Annotated in this window: 16 protein-coding genes; 2 read left to right on the top strand and 14 right to left on the bottom strand. The window is 35.8% G+C overall.

Annotated elements, in window-relative coordinates; translation table 11 throughout:
* Positions 1 to 42: 42 nt before the first annotated feature.
* The 9 genes from MHH81_RS01845 to MHH81_RS01805 form a co-directional block, all read right to left on the bottom strand.
* A complete protein-coding gene (locus MHH81_RS01845) occupies positions 43 to 696 on the bottom strand; it encodes a vWA domain-containing protein (protein ID WP_340917255.1) in 654 nt (217 codons plus the stop codon).
* A 92-nt stretch (positions 697 to 788) separates the two neighbouring features.
* Positions 789 to 1,784, bottom strand: coding sequence for a macro domain-containing protein (locus tag MHH81_RS01840; RefSeq protein WP_340917253.1), 996 nt, complete (start codon positions 1,782 to 1,784; stop codon positions 789 to 791).
* 244 nt (positions 1,785 to 2,028) lie between these two features.
* On the bottom strand, positions 2,029 to 2,697 hold the full coding sequence (locus MHH81_RS01835; RefSeq protein WP_340917251.1) for a DUF2238 domain-containing protein: 669 nt from the start codon (positions 2,695 to 2,697) through the stop codon (positions 2,029 to 2,031).
* Between the two features lie 420 nt (positions 2,698 to 3,117).
* A complete protein-coding gene (locus MHH81_RS01830) occupies positions 3,118 to 4,830 on the bottom strand; it encodes a GMC family oxidoreductase (RefSeq protein ID WP_340917249.1) in 1,713 nt (570 codons plus the stop codon).
* Between the two features lie 21 nt (positions 4,831 to 4,851).
* Positions 4,852 to 5,595, bottom strand: coding sequence for a gluconate 2-dehydrogenase subunit 3 family protein (locus tag MHH81_RS01825; RefSeq protein ID WP_340917248.1), 744 nt, complete (start codon positions 5,593 to 5,595; stop codon positions 4,852 to 4,854).
* Positions 5,596 to 5,840: 245 nt separating this feature from the next.
* Positions 5,841 to 6,044, bottom strand: coding sequence for a twin-arginine translocase TatA/TatE family subunit (gene tatA, locus MHH81_RS01820; RefSeq protein ID WP_340917246.1), 204 nt, complete (start codon positions 6,042 to 6,044; stop codon positions 5,841 to 5,843).
* Between the two features lie 202 nt (positions 6,045 to 6,246).
* Positions 6,247 to 7,029: a YqhG family protein gene (locus MHH81_RS01815; RefSeq protein ID WP_340917244.1), complete on the bottom strand. Its 783-nt coding sequence runs from the start codon at positions 7,027 to 7,029 to the stop codon at positions 6,247 to 6,249.
* 35 nt (positions 7,030 to 7,064) lie between these two features.
* Positions 7,065 to 8,597, bottom strand: a complete 1,533-nt coding sequence (locus MHH81_RS01810) for a DEAD/DEAH box helicase (protein WP_340917243.1) — start codon at positions 8,595 to 8,597, stop codon at positions 7,065 to 7,067.
* 326 nt (positions 8,598 to 8,923) lie between these two features.
* Positions 8,924 to 9,184 carry a hypothetical protein gene (locus MHH81_RS01805; protein ID WP_340917240.1) on the bottom strand — a complete coding sequence of 87 codons (261 nt, stop codon included), beginning with the start codon at positions 9,182 to 9,184 and terminating at the stop codon, positions 8,924 to 8,926.
* A 169-nt stretch (positions 9,185 to 9,353) separates the two neighbouring features.
* Here MHH81_RS01805 and MHH81_RS01800 point away from each other — a divergent pair, with 169 nt between their 5' ends.
* Positions 9,354 to 9,578, top strand: coding sequence for a small, acid-soluble spore protein tlp (locus tag MHH81_RS01800; RefSeq protein WP_340917238.1), 225 nt, complete (start codon positions 9,354 to 9,356; stop codon positions 9,576 to 9,578).
* A gap of 431 nt (positions 9,579 to 10,009) precedes the next feature.
* On the opposite strand, the gene MHH81_RS01795 is transcribed toward MHH81_RS01800, so the two are convergent.
* Positions 10,010 to 10,627: an FMN-binding negative transcriptional regulator gene (locus MHH81_RS01795; protein ID WP_340917235.1), complete on the bottom strand. Its 618-nt coding sequence runs from the start codon at positions 10,625 to 10,627 to the stop codon at positions 10,010 to 10,012.
* A 116-nt stretch (positions 10,628 to 10,743) separates the two neighbouring features.
* Between MHH81_RS01795 and pdxR the strand changes: the two genes are divergently transcribed.
* Complete coding sequence (gene pdxR, locus MHH81_RS01790) at positions 10,744 to 12,123, top strand: MocR-like pyridoxine biosynthesis transcription factor PdxR (protein ID WP_340917233.1); 1,380 nt, start codon at positions 10,744 to 10,746, stop codon at positions 12,121 to 12,123.
* Between the two features lie 97 nt (positions 12,124 to 12,220).
* Here pdxR and MHH81_RS01785 read toward each other — a convergent pair whose 3' ends face one another.
* The 4 genes from MHH81_RS01785 to MHH81_RS01770 form a co-directional block, all read right to left on the bottom strand.
* On the bottom strand, positions 12,221 to 12,781 hold the full coding sequence (locus MHH81_RS01785) for a GNAT family N-acetyltransferase (protein WP_340917231.1): 561 nt from the start codon (positions 12,779 to 12,781) through the stop codon (positions 12,221 to 12,223).
* A gap of 126 nt (positions 12,782 to 12,907) precedes the next feature.
* The gene (locus tag MHH81_RS01780) at positions 12,908 to 13,600 is read right to left on the bottom strand and encodes an ABC transporter permease (protein WP_340917229.1); all 693 of its coding nucleotides are present in this window, start codon (positions 13,598 to 13,600) and stop codon (positions 12,908 to 12,910) included.
* A complete protein-coding gene (locus tag MHH81_RS01775; protein WP_340917227.1) occupies positions 13,584 to 14,507 on the bottom strand; it encodes an ABC transporter ATP-binding protein in 924 nt (307 codons plus the stop codon). Before MHH81_RS01775 ends, MHH81_RS01780 begins: the two co-directional genes overlap by 17 nt.
* Before the next feature lie 135 nt (positions 14,508 to 14,642).
* The gene (locus MHH81_RS01770; RefSeq protein ID WP_340917225.1) at positions 14,643 to 15,578 is read right to left on the bottom strand and encodes a sensor histidine kinase; all 936 of its coding nucleotides are present in this window, start codon (positions 15,576 to 15,578) and stop codon (positions 14,643 to 14,645) included.
* Positions 15,579 to 15,581: the final 3 nt, after the last annotated feature.

Raw genomic sequence — 15,581 nt, 5'->3', positions numbered from 1 at the left:
ATAGCTGATTTCTTTTAGCTTGTTGTTAATCCTGAAATAACATTAATTTCGAGACTGACGACTTTCAAAATCTGCTTCAATGTCTTTCTTCCACGTTCGGTCTATTTTTTTGCCTTTTCGAAATGAAGTAACTGCCTCATTAAGTGTTTGGTAATTTAGCTCGGTTCCTTTGTTATCTGCGTGATACTCTACGGCAAATTCCTCATCGATTCCGAATTTTGCTGCCGTAGAGATGGCGTCGATATTAGCACCAAGGAATATAAACTCCCAGCCGAATGTTTCTTTTTGGTGGGCAACCATCGATTGAATTTTAGCGTAGTTATATTCACAGCTCGCATTTTCCATACCATCTGTCGTGATGACAAATAACACTTTCCCAGCACGTTCCTCTTCCTTCGTTCTTTTTTGCGCATTACCGATTTTCTGAATCGTCGAACCAATGGCGTCCAACAATGCTGTCGTCCCTCCAACCTCGTAGTCCTTATCCGTTATGGGCGCAATGCCTCTCACATTGATACGGTCGTGTAACAATTCATATTTATGATTAAATAATACGGTTGTTACAGTAGCTTCTCCGTCTTCTTTTTTCTGCTTGGTAAGCATTGCATTGTATCCACCAATCGTGTCTGTCTCCAGTCCAGCCATGGAGCCACTTTTATCCAAGATAAAGACTAATTCTGTTGCATTCGTTTTCATATTCGTTATCCTCCTTTAGTTGGTTGCCTATCTTCTTTACAAATTAAGGATAACAATTTACTCCAACGAATAGGTCGCTTCGAAAGCGACAATTAAGCCCCTAGTAAAACTTGATCAAAAGCAAACAATGCCTCATTAATTTCATGAATGTTAAAATTTTCATCTTCAATAAAGTATTCAATAATAAGATCGAATTTATTGCTATGTGACAATGTATAACCCGCTTTGGATAGCAAATCTTTCGTCTGATCCAGATTTAATTCCAGGGCAATCGCAAAGGCGATGACCGTTTTTTTGAGAGGTGTATAATCAACCGAACTGCGGATTTTCGAAAAGAGGCGACGGTCAATATTCGCTTTTTTATATGTTTCAACATCTGTCATTCCTTTTTCATCAATTAAACGCAGCAGCCTCTCAGAAAAGGATTCATCCAAGTGATTCAATACTTCCTCTAACCTTCTTTTTTTCCTCTTTAACGGAGCTTCCTCCATAATCATCTGGGACTCGAGAACTTCGTGTAGTTCCTGTCGATTACGAAGGAAGCGTACGTCGTGTTCTTCTACATAGTGTTCATCTATATATTCATGAATGGATGTAAACAATTTCTCACTTAGCCCGAATGCCTGCTTGTCATAAACGACCAAATATACAATCATTTCATGTTTCAACAAAAAAGCACTGATTGTAGAAATGGCAATTTTTAATGCCTGCTCCTTTGGATAACCATATATACCAGATGCAATAAGCGGAAAGGCAATGGACTGACAATCATGAGAAGTAGCGAGTGCTAATGAATTTTCATAGCAGGCTGTAAGAAGCACTTCTTCGTGATGCGTCCCCCCTCTCCAAACTGGTCCCACTGTATGAATAATATGTTTCGCTTGTAATTGAAAACCGTCCGTGATCACAGCCTGACCAACAGTACATTCCCCAATTTCGTTGCACGCCGTTTGCAACTGCTCGGCACCAGCTGCGCTAAAAATAGCACCACATACTCCTCCTCCCATTTGGAGTGCTGTATTCGCCGCATTTATTATGACATCCACTTTCATTTTTGTAATATCATTTCTTACGATTTCTAATGGCATAACCACTAGTCTCCTTTCCCATCCATCTTTACGTTTTCTATTTCTTCTAACTATATCCACTAAAGAGCATACTTCTAACTTTCAAATACCCTTTTCAAACGTTTAAATGTTTTTATATCCATTTTAATAGAGAAAAAAAAGATGATTAAGACAAACCAACGTTAATGAATACGCTTCAAATGTCACTTACATTCTAATAGAAGATTATATATGTAACAAATAATAAAAAGACCGTTTGATGTTTTTACATCAAACGGCCAAATATTAAAGGCTTTAGTTGTTTTCGGCTCTTCAATATATTTTTTAACAACTTGTCATGTAATTTTGAAAAAATGAGTAACGCGAGGATGGTACCTACTAAAGCTAAAGACATATCCCATTGGGCATCCCATTTATCTCCTTGCATTCCTAAAAAGTCTTTAGATACTTCTCCACCTTTTGATATTTTTGTACTCAACCATTCGATGATTTCATATATGGCGGCAACTGCAAGCACTATACTAGTCGTGATACCAAACAACCAAGCTCCTTTGGTTAGTTGCGTATGTCGTAACAACAATTCTCTTACCACAATCGCTGATAAACCTTTTAGCAAATGACCAAAACGATCATAGTTATTTCGTTTTAAATCAAATGCATCTTTAATCCAATTAAATAGAGGTACTTCTGAGTAAGTGTAATGACCGCCGATAAACGTTAGAATGGACAAAAGAGCGATGATGAAATAGGAAAGAGTAGTAAAACGAAACTTGTTATAAGTTGCAATGACAATGATTAATACGACTACCGCCGGACTAACTTCTGCTAGCCAATCCAAATAGGTTGCGGGCTTGATCACAGACCATATAAAAACGATGATAACAACCAATAACAGTGCAAAATGTAGCTTTTTTGAACCCTTATCTAAACCCACCTTGTTCACCCCTGCTCCAAACTGTATATAATTCCACTCGATACATGTAGCTTTCCCCAAAAACTTTCAATATATAAATCAACTTGAGTGAGTGAATTAAGTTTTCGAAAAAAAGAAAAATAAAACCTGGAGCACATGACGTGGCTCCAGGTATTTTTGATTGCAAGATATATTTATTCTGCTAAATCCCAGTTTTGAAGGCTATGATGGTAACCAAAGTATGATGGTTCGCCCACTATTACTTTTTCCGAAACAGCTACGAAGTTCATTAGAAGCACAAAAATAACTGTTTAAAAAGAAAAGAGCCATTTCAAAATCTCATTTTGGAGAAATTTGAAACAGATCTTTTATTCATTTTCGACTTCGGGTCCAATAAGGATGCTTAAAGATTAATAGAAATTTACGCTAAAAAAATCCAACTTAAACGAGTGAACCGCCTGTTTTACTATATTTTATTATTGCATCCGCACTCTGATAAGCTAGTGCGGCTACTGTTCCAGTAGGATTATAGCCACCATTATGAGGAAAATTCCCTGCACCGATTACAAATAAATTCTCTGCATCCCAATGCTGCAAATACTTATTCACGACACTGTTATCAGGACTGCTTCCCATAATGGTTCCACCAGTATTATGAGTCGTTTGGTAACCCACAATATCGTAATCCGTTATAACATTTTTACCTTCTACAGTTTTTGCTCCCATCTCTTTCATTATGTTTGTGCATACTTCCGTTATATACTTATGCAAAGCTCTATCTTGGTCCGTAAAATTATAGGTCATTTGAAGAAGCGGTAGACCGTATGCATCCTTGTAATTACTATCCAAAGAAAGAAAATTCTCTTTATGTGGCATGGATGCACCTTGGGTTCCAATTCCTAATGTACGAGTAAAATTGTAAATCGAATTCTTTTTGAATTCTGCTCCCCATGTTGGCGTATCACGTTGAATTGGATTCGTTTCAATAGGTCTTGATCCCGTTTGCGTAAGAGAAATACTACCACCATGAATAAAATCTAAATCACTATGATCAAAGTTGTCCCCATTATAATCATCAATCGTCATGCCAAGTGCTCCTGCACCCATGAACGTGTTCATCTGTTCTTCAAAATAACCTGTTGCCCCAGGGAGTATTTGGTAACAATAATTTTTCCCTAATGTCCCTCTACCTGTATCAGGATTATATTGTTCCCCGATGTTAGAAACCATAAGAAGTTTTGCGTTATTCATAACGTAGCTAGTCAAAACTACTACTTCTGCTGGTTGAATAAATTCCTCTCCACTAAGAGTATCCAAATATTTTACGCCTGTTACTTTATTTCCTTTTTTTATTACTTCCACTACATTGGAACGAAACCTTGCTTCAAAGTTCCCTGTCTTTATAGCAGTTGGGACGACGGTTATTTCAGGTGAAGTCTTCGCACCATATTCACAACCGAATCGCTCACAAAAACCACAATATTGACAAGCATTTATCGCTTGCCCATCAGGATTTGTATAGGGTTCTGAAAGATTTGCGGAAGGTAACATAAATGGCGTATATCCTAATTTTTGGGTTGCACTTTCAAATTTCTTTAATATCGGTGTCTTTTTCATCGGTGGAGTAGGGAATGGTTGCGCTCTTTTTCCCCAAAACGGATTAGTATCTTCACCAGAAATTCCAGCAGTCTGTTCGAACTTATAAAAGTATGGTTCTAATTCGTCGTAAGTAACTCCCCAATCTTGCAACAAATAGTCCTTTGACAATTTATTAGGACCATACTTTTCATCTGTCATCGTTTTTATTTGAAAGTCATAAGGTAAAAATCTCCAGTTATGACCATTCCAGTGGGTTCCAGATCCCCCTAATCCCAAACCAAGTAAAAAAGAACTCATCTGACGCATAGGTAATGCAGGCATTTTCCGATGGTTTCTTATCGTAATCGTCTCTTTCGATAAGTTTTGCATTAATTCATATCGAACTGCATAACGGTATTCATCATGTACTTTTTGATAATCCTCTGTCCCTCGCTTTTCCCCTCTCTCTAAACCAATAACTTTCAATCCAGCTTTTGCACATTCTGCTGCAACAATGCCGCCTACCCAACCTATCCCTACTGTAACAACATCTACTTTTGGTAATGTAGTAGCCATAAATAATACCCCTCTCTCTTCTTACATTTGTCCAAGCGACATTGGCTTAATTTTTTGGAATTTATCACTTTCAATTACATTAGCATAAGCCATTTGATGGCCAGGGAATCCCTTCATTCTCCATCCATCCATATTTCTATTTCCACCATACATAGGGTCAGAAAATGCACCTTCTAATGTCGAAGTTCGTAGCAAACGAAAGAAAAATGAAGAGGTAGTTCCTACCATCGCTACTTCATCATTTTGAAAAGCAGTTAATATCTCATCCATTTGCTTTCCTTCCAGTTCAAGGAATCCTTTTTTAAATCTACTATTAGCTTCTTCTTCCAATTTCGCTATTCCTTGCTTAAAGAGTTCCGCTCGGCTCAAGCGACTTTGATATCCTTGCGTCGGAGCACCTACGGCAAACGGACCTTGCATATATTCTTTCGTATTACTTCCATATTGCCCTGCTAATTGGTGATCAATAAAATAACCAACCCCTAAATCAATTGCGCCTGGTCCTAAATCATCTTTCGGAAAAATCCGTTCTGTAGCATTTGAAAGGATGTCAAAATCTTTCTTATTTTGGAAGAACTGAAACCCTTGACTCACTTGCATCGTATGCTTTTCTGGAGTCGCAACATTTGACAAACCTTGATCTGTCTTATTTGCATTAAACCCAACTAATCCGCCAATTACTCCCCCACCAATTAAAGCACCGGTAGCAATCCCTGTCGTTTTTAAAAAGTCTCTTCGTGTATAGTTTTTCTGTTTTTCCGTCATATACATCGTCTCCTAAAAAATAATGATATTCATGTATCCATTTTCATACCGTCAAGTTCTAAAAAAAGGATATACATATTTAATCAATTTTAGTCATTCAACTTATATATTTTAGAGAGATTGAAGTTTCTTTATAATATTTGAAGATCATTCACTTAAAACGTGCATGCTATAAACCAAATTCCAATACCAATTCATGAACAAAATAAAAGCCAACTATCATATACAATAGTTGGCTTCTCATATTATTTTTTCTTTTTAGTTTCTGCATTTTTGTCATCTAGTTTAAATTCTTCCGCCACTTCGTCCATAATTTCTTTTGTTGAGTTTTTAAATTCTGCTAATGTTTGTCCAACTGCTTTTCCTAATTGAGGTAGTTTAGATGGGCCGAAGACGATTAAAGCAATGATAAGAATAATTATTAAACCTGGTACACCGATGTTTGGCATAGTTTCCTCCTTTAAACTGTTTTAATGGCAAATAGGCAGTAGTTACTTTTATTACAATAAAATCTAAGTTGTATTGTATTGGTTACACATTATAACCCTTCGTTACGAGTTCTAAACAAGTGATATTGATACTACTCCCACTAGCGTTGTATTAACTCCACATGAAAAATTTTGTGCTAAATCACAGGTGCAAACATCAAATTCATTTCATATAAAATAATCCACCATTTATAACTTCAATTTTAATTCTTGCCGCATATTGTTCTTCCAATGCTTTTTTCTCCATCTCGTAGCATTCTGGCTTGTTTTCTACGCCTTCATAAAAGTATTCTAATACTTCCAGGTCCTTTTGCCATCTTCTTTTTGCTTCTTCTGCCCATGTATGATCATCTTGTTGTACGATGTTTTCAATTGCAGTATCTAATCGCTCTAGGGCACGAATGGGCTTTATTATATATGGTAAATGAAATACATATTCTGACCTGATGGATACCAAATCCACTCTGCTTAACAATTCCTGAAAATCATCTGTTAAATGACCTGTCATTAAGTTAATCCCTAGAGAATAGAGCATTTCTTTCGTTTGATCGCTGTAGTACGATATTTTATAATTCACACCTAGCCAAGGAGTTAAAATGGGTCTTGATTCAAACTTATCTGATACCCTTTCAAACATTTGCACAAATGCGCCAAGTTCTTTCGTTGCTTGAAACAGTTGATTAAGTCGAGGAGAACCAAAATGGATTACTTCCCCTTTAATGGCTCCATCTAGTTTATTTTGATCAGTGATGAAAGTTAACTGCGCTGGATCTGGAACACCATCTGTGCTTTCTAAATATCTCCAATAAAATGGACGGTTCATAATTTTTTTATCCATATCAACTGTTAGTTGGACGGTAATGTAGTGGTCCGTGTTAGTCAAAATAGGACAATTGTTTTCATTAAAAAATTTTAGTAAATAACCATGAACTTGGTTCGGGAACATGTACATCCTCCTCTGAAAGCCCCTATTGCTTCTGATCAGATAGTTTTCTTATAAGTTGATAAGATATCGTCTAAATCACCCACTACTTTTTCGAAAACATCGATTTTTACGTAAAGCAAGTCCAAAATATCCTTTTCAATGGTGTTATCGATAGCTAAATTGTAAATATGAACATCATGTTCTTGCCCTAACCGGTGAACACGTCCAATTCGTTGTTCCAATTTCATTGGATTCCATGGTAAATCATAGTTGATGACATGGTGACAAAATTGGAGGTTAATTCCTTCCCCTCCCGATTCTGTTGCAATTAACACCTGGGCCTGTTCTTTAAATAAACGCTTCATCCAATCTCGTTTATTTTTGTTAAATTTTCCGTTAAAGAGAACGCTGGTAATTCCTTTAGAATTTAAATACCTCTGCAAATAGGTTTGACTGGCTCGATATTCTGTAAAGATAATAACCTTATCATTTGCTTGAGAAATAATTTCATAAGCCATTTCTGCTTTTGAATTTATTTCTAGCCCCATCAATTTCTGTATAATTTCATTAACGTGATCCATCTCATCTGGATTCTCACATTTTTCACGCATCTTCTCTAAAGTCAAGGCAGTTGCTTCTTTACTGCTGCACATTTCCTTTTGTAGTGTAATCATAGAGAAGGCCCCCGAAAAAACAGGCGAAATATTCTTAAGATCTAAAATCAAATCGTACACTTCTTTTTCCGCTTCCGAAAATTGGATTGGGATTATTTGAACACGACGATTTGTCCACTCAATTCCAGTATCCTGTCTTCTATTTCTGACCATCACCTGATTAACCAATTCCCTTAAATATTCATCGTGTTCTAAATTGTGTTTACTGGCAGAAAACGAGGATTGAAAAGTCTCGTAATTACCTAAGTGCCCTGGTTTTAATAAAGAGATAAGATAAAATAGCTCAAACACATCATTTTGAACCGGAGTAGCAGTTAACAACAGACAAAACTTTTTCTTTAAACTTTGAACAAACTCATAAATTTTGGTTTTATGGTTTTTTAGTTTGTGTGCCTCATCAATGATGATCATGTCATAATCTTGCGCATATATGAGTTCTTTATGTGGGCTTTTTTTTGCCGTATCCATACTCATTACTACTACATCGTAATGGTCTAATTGGTAGTTTTTTTTATAAGGAATAGCAGGAATATAAAATTTGTAGTTCAATTCTTCGACCCACTGATTGATAAGAGAAGCCGGAGCCAAAATTAACGCTTTTTTTACAAGCCCTCGAATGAGGTATTCTTTCAATATCAACCCTGCTTCAATGGTTTTACCAAGACCCACCTCGTCTGCAAGAATTGCTTTTCCATTCATCCTTTCGATGACCGTTTCAGCCACTTCCAATTGATGACTAAGAGGAGTAAGGTTTGGTAAGTATTTAGGAGACTGAAGACCAGAAAATTCGGTAATCAGGTTATCATTCACTATTTCATAACACATCTTATAAAGCGTCCAATTATCCCATGGTTCGATATTTTCTAATCTATTCACGAGACCTTCTTTCCACTCAGTTGACCTTTCAATTATCATGAAAATCACCTCATGCATCTTTTTCTATTTTAGGTTGCCCAAAAAAGAAGGAGCTATGATTATGTAATGAAATTATTACTAATAGCTCTAAAGACGGGTTATTTAGTATGTTTTAATAACTCATACTAGTTTAGGATACAATAATAAAAATGAGCCCAATTCAATTAAGAATTAAGCTCATTTTTAGGTGCACTTAAACGACAAAAATCCACTCGCTTTCCGCGGGAGTTTCGCGGATATTGTACAAAATATATGCTTCTAAGAAACAAGTGCTTAATTGAACAGAGCCTACTTTTAAAACCGTTCATAGGAATTATATATCTAAACTAATGCACTGTGTTTAGTTTCTCTTTGCTTTGATTCAACTGCTCCTGAAGTGAACTAATAGGCTCCAATTCCCCTCTACTCTCGAGAGCCATGATGACCGAGCGCTCTGCACGTTCGATCATATTGTGTGCATTTTGAATAGACTGCTCTGTGGGATTCGTTAGAGCTTGCCCTACAGCCATCGTGACATTATCCACAGAATTGTGCAATTGAGAAATGACATTATCTTCTTTCCAACTCATTTGTGTGTGGTCTACCACTGCAAAGTCCTCCTTAGATTCTAGAAATCAATACGACCTTACTATGGTAAATGCACACCATTTTTATTCATTGGAAAGGTGCAGTTAGAAATATAATCCTTCAATAGTTTTAATGATCTTGGGAACAATATTTCATGAAAGATTTTAATCATTTGAAGGAGGAAAAATAATGTCTATTCACGCACCAGGACCAAATGATTCGGCGGATAATAAAGAAAGACTAAAGAAAACCATCCGGAATATGGAAGCAGCAGAAGCAGCAATGGAATTCGCAGAAGGGGAAGAACTTGCTGCAATACAAGAGAAAAATGAACGACGTAAAAAGAGCATTGAAAATTTGCAAGAAGAAATAATTGCAGAATCTAAATCGCGGATAAATGGATATATTAGGTAATAAAGAAGAGTTTAATGCAAATTAGAGAGATGGTCCCTTTTCCAATGTATTGATTTCCGTTCCAGACGGACGCTTTCCGCGGGCATGGCTTCAGTCTCCTCGTCGCTTTCAGTGCAGAAAACATTTGCTATTCCCGCTGGAGTCGCCGTCTTCCACTACAATCAATTTCCTACAAAAAATAGTAGTTTAATGAAAAGTATACAAAAAACAGGTGTAGAAAAAGACTCGTTTTTCTACACCTGCTTCAATTTATGGGCTTATTAGACAGCCCCATCAAAAAGAACGTGTCACTGATTTGCTGACCCGTTTAGTTCTCTGGCACAAAATCGAAATTAAACACATTGCTTTAACAGAACTAGGTCCTCATTTTTAAATTGTACGATAACCTGGTACCCTAAAATGAACTCTTATGTTATTAAGCACGATTATCCTTAGCTTTTTAATCTCTTTTCCATCACTTTTCCCATCTGTTGAGAGTTTATATCTTCTTCCTCATGGAGTTTATCAACGATGTTAAGATAATCCTTCTCATTACGATTCTGACTTAATTTATAGACGGCTTGAATTTCTTTCACTTTAATTTTAAATCCAACGATGCCTTTCATTTCTTTTTCTAAAACTTGTGGGGAAAGTTTTTCCCACAAAACAGGATTCTCACGATGTTTTTCATATTTTTGTAGCATCATTGTAAGTTCTTGTTGCAACTCTTCTTCAGTCAAAATACTAGCTCTCCCATATACATGCACAGCCTGATAATTCCATGTTGGAACATTTTCATGCTCGTACCAAGAAGACGAAATGTAAGCATGTGGTCCCTGGTACATAACGAGAACATCCTCACAGGTTTCGAATGTTCGCCATTGAGGGTTCCCATAAGCCATATGCCCGGTTATATAGTAATCATCCTCTTTTTTACTAAAACTCAAAGGTAAATGAGTCGCAATTGGTTTGCCTTGTTTGGTTGTAACTATCGTTCCAAATGAGTTATTTTGAACAAATTCTCTAATTTCATCTGCATCTGTCACTTTATAATATTTAGGAATATACATGATTGTGCTCCTCCCTGATTTGTAATATTGTGTACGATCTGAGTTAATAGTATTATACAGACTGACATTCAAAAAGGTACAATTATAAATAATTAAACATGTCAAAGGAGGTCTTCATGAAAAACATCATTTTTCCTTTTAAGGATGACTCCCCAAAATACAAACAAATCTACGAGCAGCTTAAATTACTTATTGAGCGAGGCGACATACCAACTGATGAACAGTTACCCTCCATTCGTCAGCTTGCAGAATCTCTTCATATAAGTCGTAATACAACATTAACGGCTTATGATCTGCTTGTAGCGGAAGGCTATATTCGCGGAGAGGGGAGAAGAGGTTATTTTGTAAATGAAATAGAGCCGGTTTCATTTCAAGAACCGTTAATCTATCCTAATAAAAAGCAAAAAGAGGCGATGGCACCTGTCCTCATTGACTTTCGAGCAGGAGCCGTAGATCAAGCACACTTCCCTTTAAAAACTTGGAGGAGAATTACCAATCAAGTATTAACGTTACAGGAAAGCTTTCTATATGGGGACCCCTTCGGTGAGATGTGCCTACGTGAACAAATTGCTACATACTTACTCCAATCTCGTGGGGTGAAAACAGATCCAAATGCCATAATTATCGGTAGCAGTACCCAACAAATGCTTATCCAACTTGGGCATATACTGAAGGATGATTTCCAAAGCGTTATCGTAGAAGATCCTGGGTATGATGGATCCAGGGAAGCATTTCAATTCCATCGCTTTGCACTTGAAACTTTACCAGTTGATGAAACAGGTGCTGATTTTTCACAATTAGAACAAATGAAATCACAGGTCATCTATGTAACACCTTCCCATCAAAGTCCAATCGGGGTAAGTATGTCCATTCAACAACGGCAAACGCTTATTAATTGGGCTAACAAGAAGAATGGATATATTATCGAAGACGATTACGATAGTGAATTTCGCTATACGCAAAAACCATTTCCAGCTCTCGCTTCCATTGATTCAGCAAGAGTCATTTATCTAGGGAATTTCTCAAAGGCCTTCCTTCCAGGGATCCGTTTAAGCTATATGGTGTTGCCACAGACACTATTAAATCGTTATATAAACCAATTTCTTCATTTTGAAAGCACCACTTCACTCTTTGGCCAACTTGCAATGGCTAAATTTATGGAAGATGGCGAATGGATTCGTCATATTAAACGCATGCGTCTTGTTTATAAACGAAAAATGCAGCACTTAGTATCAGCTCTAATTGAGCAATTCGATCAACATATATCCATTATTGGCGAACAGTCTGGTTTATATATTTTGGTAAAAGTACATATGAGGCATTCAGAAGAATGGCTAATCGAGCGTGCTTCCTTTTATCGAGTGAAAGTGTATCCTACCTCACTCTACTTCATTAAAAACAATACCGATGAACCAATTATTAAACTTGGATTTAGTAATCTTTCTGTTGATGAAATCCAGCTTGGTGTGGAGCTCTTAAAAAAGGCTTGGACATAAAAAAATCCCCCTTTAGATAATCAAATCAAAGGGGTGAAACGATGCAAATTTTCTATCTAGATTTAAACTTTAAATGTTGTTGGAAATTCCCTCTTATTTAATAGAGATAACCTAGAAAATCTAAGTCCCCTTCAGTCCATTCATTCATACCAATTTTCTTAATCATCAATTCACTACTTTCTTCATAGCCTATGCCCAGTATAGTTTGATTTCTGTCATCGATTTTCAACCATTTACATTTGTTCTTAACAGATTTGTAGCCGTTCTTTAAATACAATGTCTTATTGTCGGCAAATAAAAGTAAAAAATCAATATCCTTCTTTTCACAGTATTTATCAATTTCTTCTAGTAAAAGTGAAGCTATTCCTTTAGCATGAGATTCTCGTGAAACACATAAGTCAATTATCCCAAGCACTTTTATAAGTTTTCCACTAAGATTCATAACTCGATAATCTAACCCAACCTGTGCAAGAAGGTGTTTCTCCTCGTTAAAAGCTAAGAATCTAAAATGAGGCACTTGTTTAAAATAAATCCTATTATTTGGGTACATATTCTGAAAACTCTCAGTCAATAACTCTTGAATATTTTCAGTCAGTTCATTATCAATTTCGCACTCTATAACCTTTATTATCTTCAAATTCGCTTCATTCTTTATCATAAATAAAAAATCCTTTCTTTAACTATCCTTCTTTTAGTAAACTAACCTGCCTTGTTAGTTCAATAAGGTTCACAAACTTCTCTTAATGTTATTAGAATGCTACCAAAGATTAATAGCTATCCCTACCTACAGATCCCCTACTTTATCAACCAGTTTAATTGAAAGATAGACACTAGCTGCTCCAAGGAGACAAAGCCCTACATTCACCATATCAAGATTAAGGTCAATATTCAAAAGGTAGTAGAAATTTTGAAATTGCATTAGAAATAGTGCACAAAGGACTGCCGGGATTGTTGCTCTTTTCCATACTCCAAAGAAGTAAAGTGGGATTAAACTAATTAATGTAATCATGAAAGAATGACCAATCATCTTACTAAAATACGTTGTTAGATCCGCAATAGTTGGCTGCCCATCAATAATATGAAAGATCTGATCTAGTAAATAGGTTGTTATTCCGGTAAGGAAAAAGGAGACAATCGTACAACCGAAAACAAACAGTGAGATAAAAAGAACTTTCGCAGTTACTAATTTTTTTCGGCTTATTGGATATCCGAATGAAAGTGAGATCGTTTTATTTTTATATTCATCTATTACAACCTGATTAATAAGTGAGGCCCCAAAAAGAACAAATCCCATCTGGATAGATAACATAAGTTGTATGATCGTGGAATAGCTTTCACCGAAATCTGTACTGATCATTTTAATAAAAAATATTGGCAAAAACATTAGAATCCCCCAATAAATAACCAGTTCACCAATAACCGTTTTTTGTTTTAATTTTTTCCATTCCAGCATCATTAATTTACCCAACTTTGCCACCTCCATGAATTTGTTGATAAAAATAGTCTTCTAATGTACTAATATGTTTTTGAATCTCCTCAATCTCAATATCATGTAGAAACAATGTTTTTGATATTTCACTTTGTGGCAAAGTAAGATCATATATCCGAATTCGATTGTCTTTTATAATTTTTACATTAGAAATTTGAAGTTCAGAATCCAGTACAAATACTGATTTTTGAACATCCTTTGTTACAATTTCAATATACTCCGTTCGTTGTTTACTGATATCAGCTAACGTCACTTCATTAACGAGTTTTCCATCCTTTATGACACCAATTCTGTCAGCAACCTGTTCGATTTCCCCTAAAATATGACTGGATAGAAGAAAAGTAATGCCATATTCACTATTTAACATCCGAATCAAGTCTCTCATATCTTTTATTCCAATTGGATCAAGGCCATTTGTAGGTTCATCTAAAATAATCAGTTCTGGCTTCGTTATAATTGCACGTACTATCCCAAGTCGTTGCTTCATGCCAAGAGAAAATTCCTTTACAATCTTACCTTCAACCCCTGTTAAATGAACCATATCCAAAGCCTGTTTAATGGCCTTTTGATCATAATACCCCAAATATTTACAGTGAAGATGAAGATTCTCCATAGCAGTTAAATGCTCGAAGAAGATTGGATATTCAATAATGCTTCCAACCCGTTTCAGACTCGATTTTGAAGTCTCTGTCAGTTTCTGATTAAATAAAGCAATCTCGCCTGCAGTAGGACTAATTAATCCTGTGAGCATCTTCATAATTGTTGTTTTTCCAGCTCCATTTTGGCCAAGGAAGCCATATATTTCACCCTTTTTTATATGAAGATTTACATTAGATACGAGCACTTTATCTTTTACTTTTTTTGTTAATCCATTTGTACGAACAATATATTCCATCAATCTGCCCCCTTATTTCTTTCTACTTCTATCATAAGCAGAGTTCATATCTTTTTTCTTTCTCATTCCTTACATGTTTCTTAAGTTTAAAAAAAGAGCTGTTCCATTCCACAAGAACATCTCTCTCAAGAAGCTTTAATATGTAATCTGTTTAAAAATACAAGTAAAGGTCGTCTTTTCAAAGGGTTTACTATTTAAATGAATGGATCCTTTCATGGATTCTATTAAGCGTTTAGAAATGCTAAGACCTAGACCTCTTCCTAGAAATTGTGGATTTCTAGCATCATCTAATGTATATAATCGTTCAAACACTCGATCTTGATGGATCTCCGCAATCCCCTTTCCCTTATCCCAAATCTCTACACTAATCGTTCCTTCACTTTCTCTAAGTGTTAGACCAAAAACTCCTCCATCGCAGCCATAACGAATGGAATTCGAGATTAGATTGTCAAATATCCGATTTAAGGCATCCTCATTCCCCAAAATGTATAAATGTTGATCTGGAATATCAATCTCTACTTGGAGGCCTTTTGAATGCAGCAAATTATAAAATTCCAACACATTCTTCCTACATATTTCATTGAGACATATCTTACTTAATGGGATCAAATAATCTTCTGATTCGATTTTCACTAGGTCAAAAAATTGGTTAAGTAGGGAGATTAAGTTTAATACTTTTTCATGTAGACGTAATCTAATAGTACCTTTTTCTTCTTCAGTTATCTGTTCATCCATTTTCAATTTTTCCACATACCCTAAAATAACTGTCAGTGGTGTCCTCAAATCATGGGACATATTTGATATCATTTTCCTTAAACTATCTTTTGTTTTTGCATAATCCGCAAAGACCTTTTGGTTATAATCCAAAAGACGATTAATCTGAATGAGTAAAAGCTGGATGGCGTGTTGATCTGTTTGTATTAATACTTTTTCAGACGTCTCATTTTCCATAATTTCGGCCAAACTTTCACTCATCTCATGTAAGGTTTGTTTGATCTTCCTTCGTGAACGATATTGTAATACATTTATAATAGTTAAAATAAAAATCAATAAATATAGTACTAGTATCATGAT

Source organism: Psychrobacillus sp. FSL H8-0484 (assembly GCF_038005325.1).
In the GTDB taxonomy this organism is placed as follows: domain Bacteria; phylum Bacillota; class Bacilli; order Bacillales_A; family Planococcaceae; genus Psychrobacillus.
Note: the sequence above shows the minus strand (reverse complement) of the source record. Positions and strands in the feature narration are given on the sequence as shown.

What these genes read in the sequence shown, in the direction of transcription:
- MHH81_RS01845 (WP_340917255.1), bottom strand. Translation starts at nt 696, where the DNA reads ATGAAAACGAATGCAACAGAATTAGTCTTTATCTTGGATAAAAGTGGC.
- MHH81_RS01840 (WP_340917253.1), bottom strand. Translation starts at nt 1,784, where the DNA reads ATGCCATTAGAAATCGTAAGAAATGATATTACAAAAATGAAAGTGGAT.
- MHH81_RS01830 (WP_340917249.1), bottom strand. Translation starts at nt 4,830, where the DNA reads ATGGCTACTACATTACCAAAAGTAGATGTTGTTACAGTAGGGATAGGT.
- MHH81_RS01825 (WP_340917248.1), bottom strand. Translation starts at nt 5,595, where the DNA reads ATGACGGAAAAACAGAAAAACTATACACGAAGAGACTTTTTAAAAACG.
- tatA (WP_340917246.1), bottom strand. Translation starts at nt 6,044, where the DNA reads ATGCCAAACATCGGTGTACCAGGTTTAATAATTATTCTTATCATTGCT.
- MHH81_RS01815 (WP_340917244.1), bottom strand. Translation starts at nt 7,029, where the DNA reads ATGTTCCCGAACCAAGTTCATGGTTATTTACTAAAATTTTTTAATGAA.
- MHH81_RS01810 (WP_340917243.1), bottom strand. Translation starts at nt 8,597, where the DNA reads ATGATAATTGAAAGGTCAACTGAGTGGAAAGAAGGTCTCGTGAATAGA.
- MHH81_RS01800 (WP_340917238.1), top strand. Translation starts at nt 9,354, where the DNA reads ATGTCTATTCACGCACCAGGACCAAATGATTCGGCGGATAATAAAGAA.
- MHH81_RS01795 (WP_340917235.1), bottom strand. Translation starts at nt 10,627, where the DNA reads ATGTATATTCCTAAATATTATAAAGTGACAGATGCAGATGAAATTAGA.
- pdxR (WP_340917233.1), top strand. Translation starts at nt 10,744, where the DNA reads ATGAAAAACATCATTTTTCCTTTTAAGGATGACTCCCCAAAATACAAA.
- MHH81_RS01785 (WP_340917231.1), bottom strand. Translation starts at nt 12,781, where the DNA reads ATGATAAAGAATGAAGCGAATTTGAAGATAATAAAGGTTATAGAGTGC.
- MHH81_RS01775 (WP_340917227.1), bottom strand. Translation starts at nt 14,507, where the DNA reads ATGGAATATATTGTTCGTACAAATGGATTAACAAAAAAAGTAAAAGAT.
- MHH81_RS01770 (WP_340917225.1), bottom strand. Translation starts at nt 15,578, where the DNA reads ATGATACTAGTACTATATTTATTGATTTTTATTTTAACTATTATAAAT.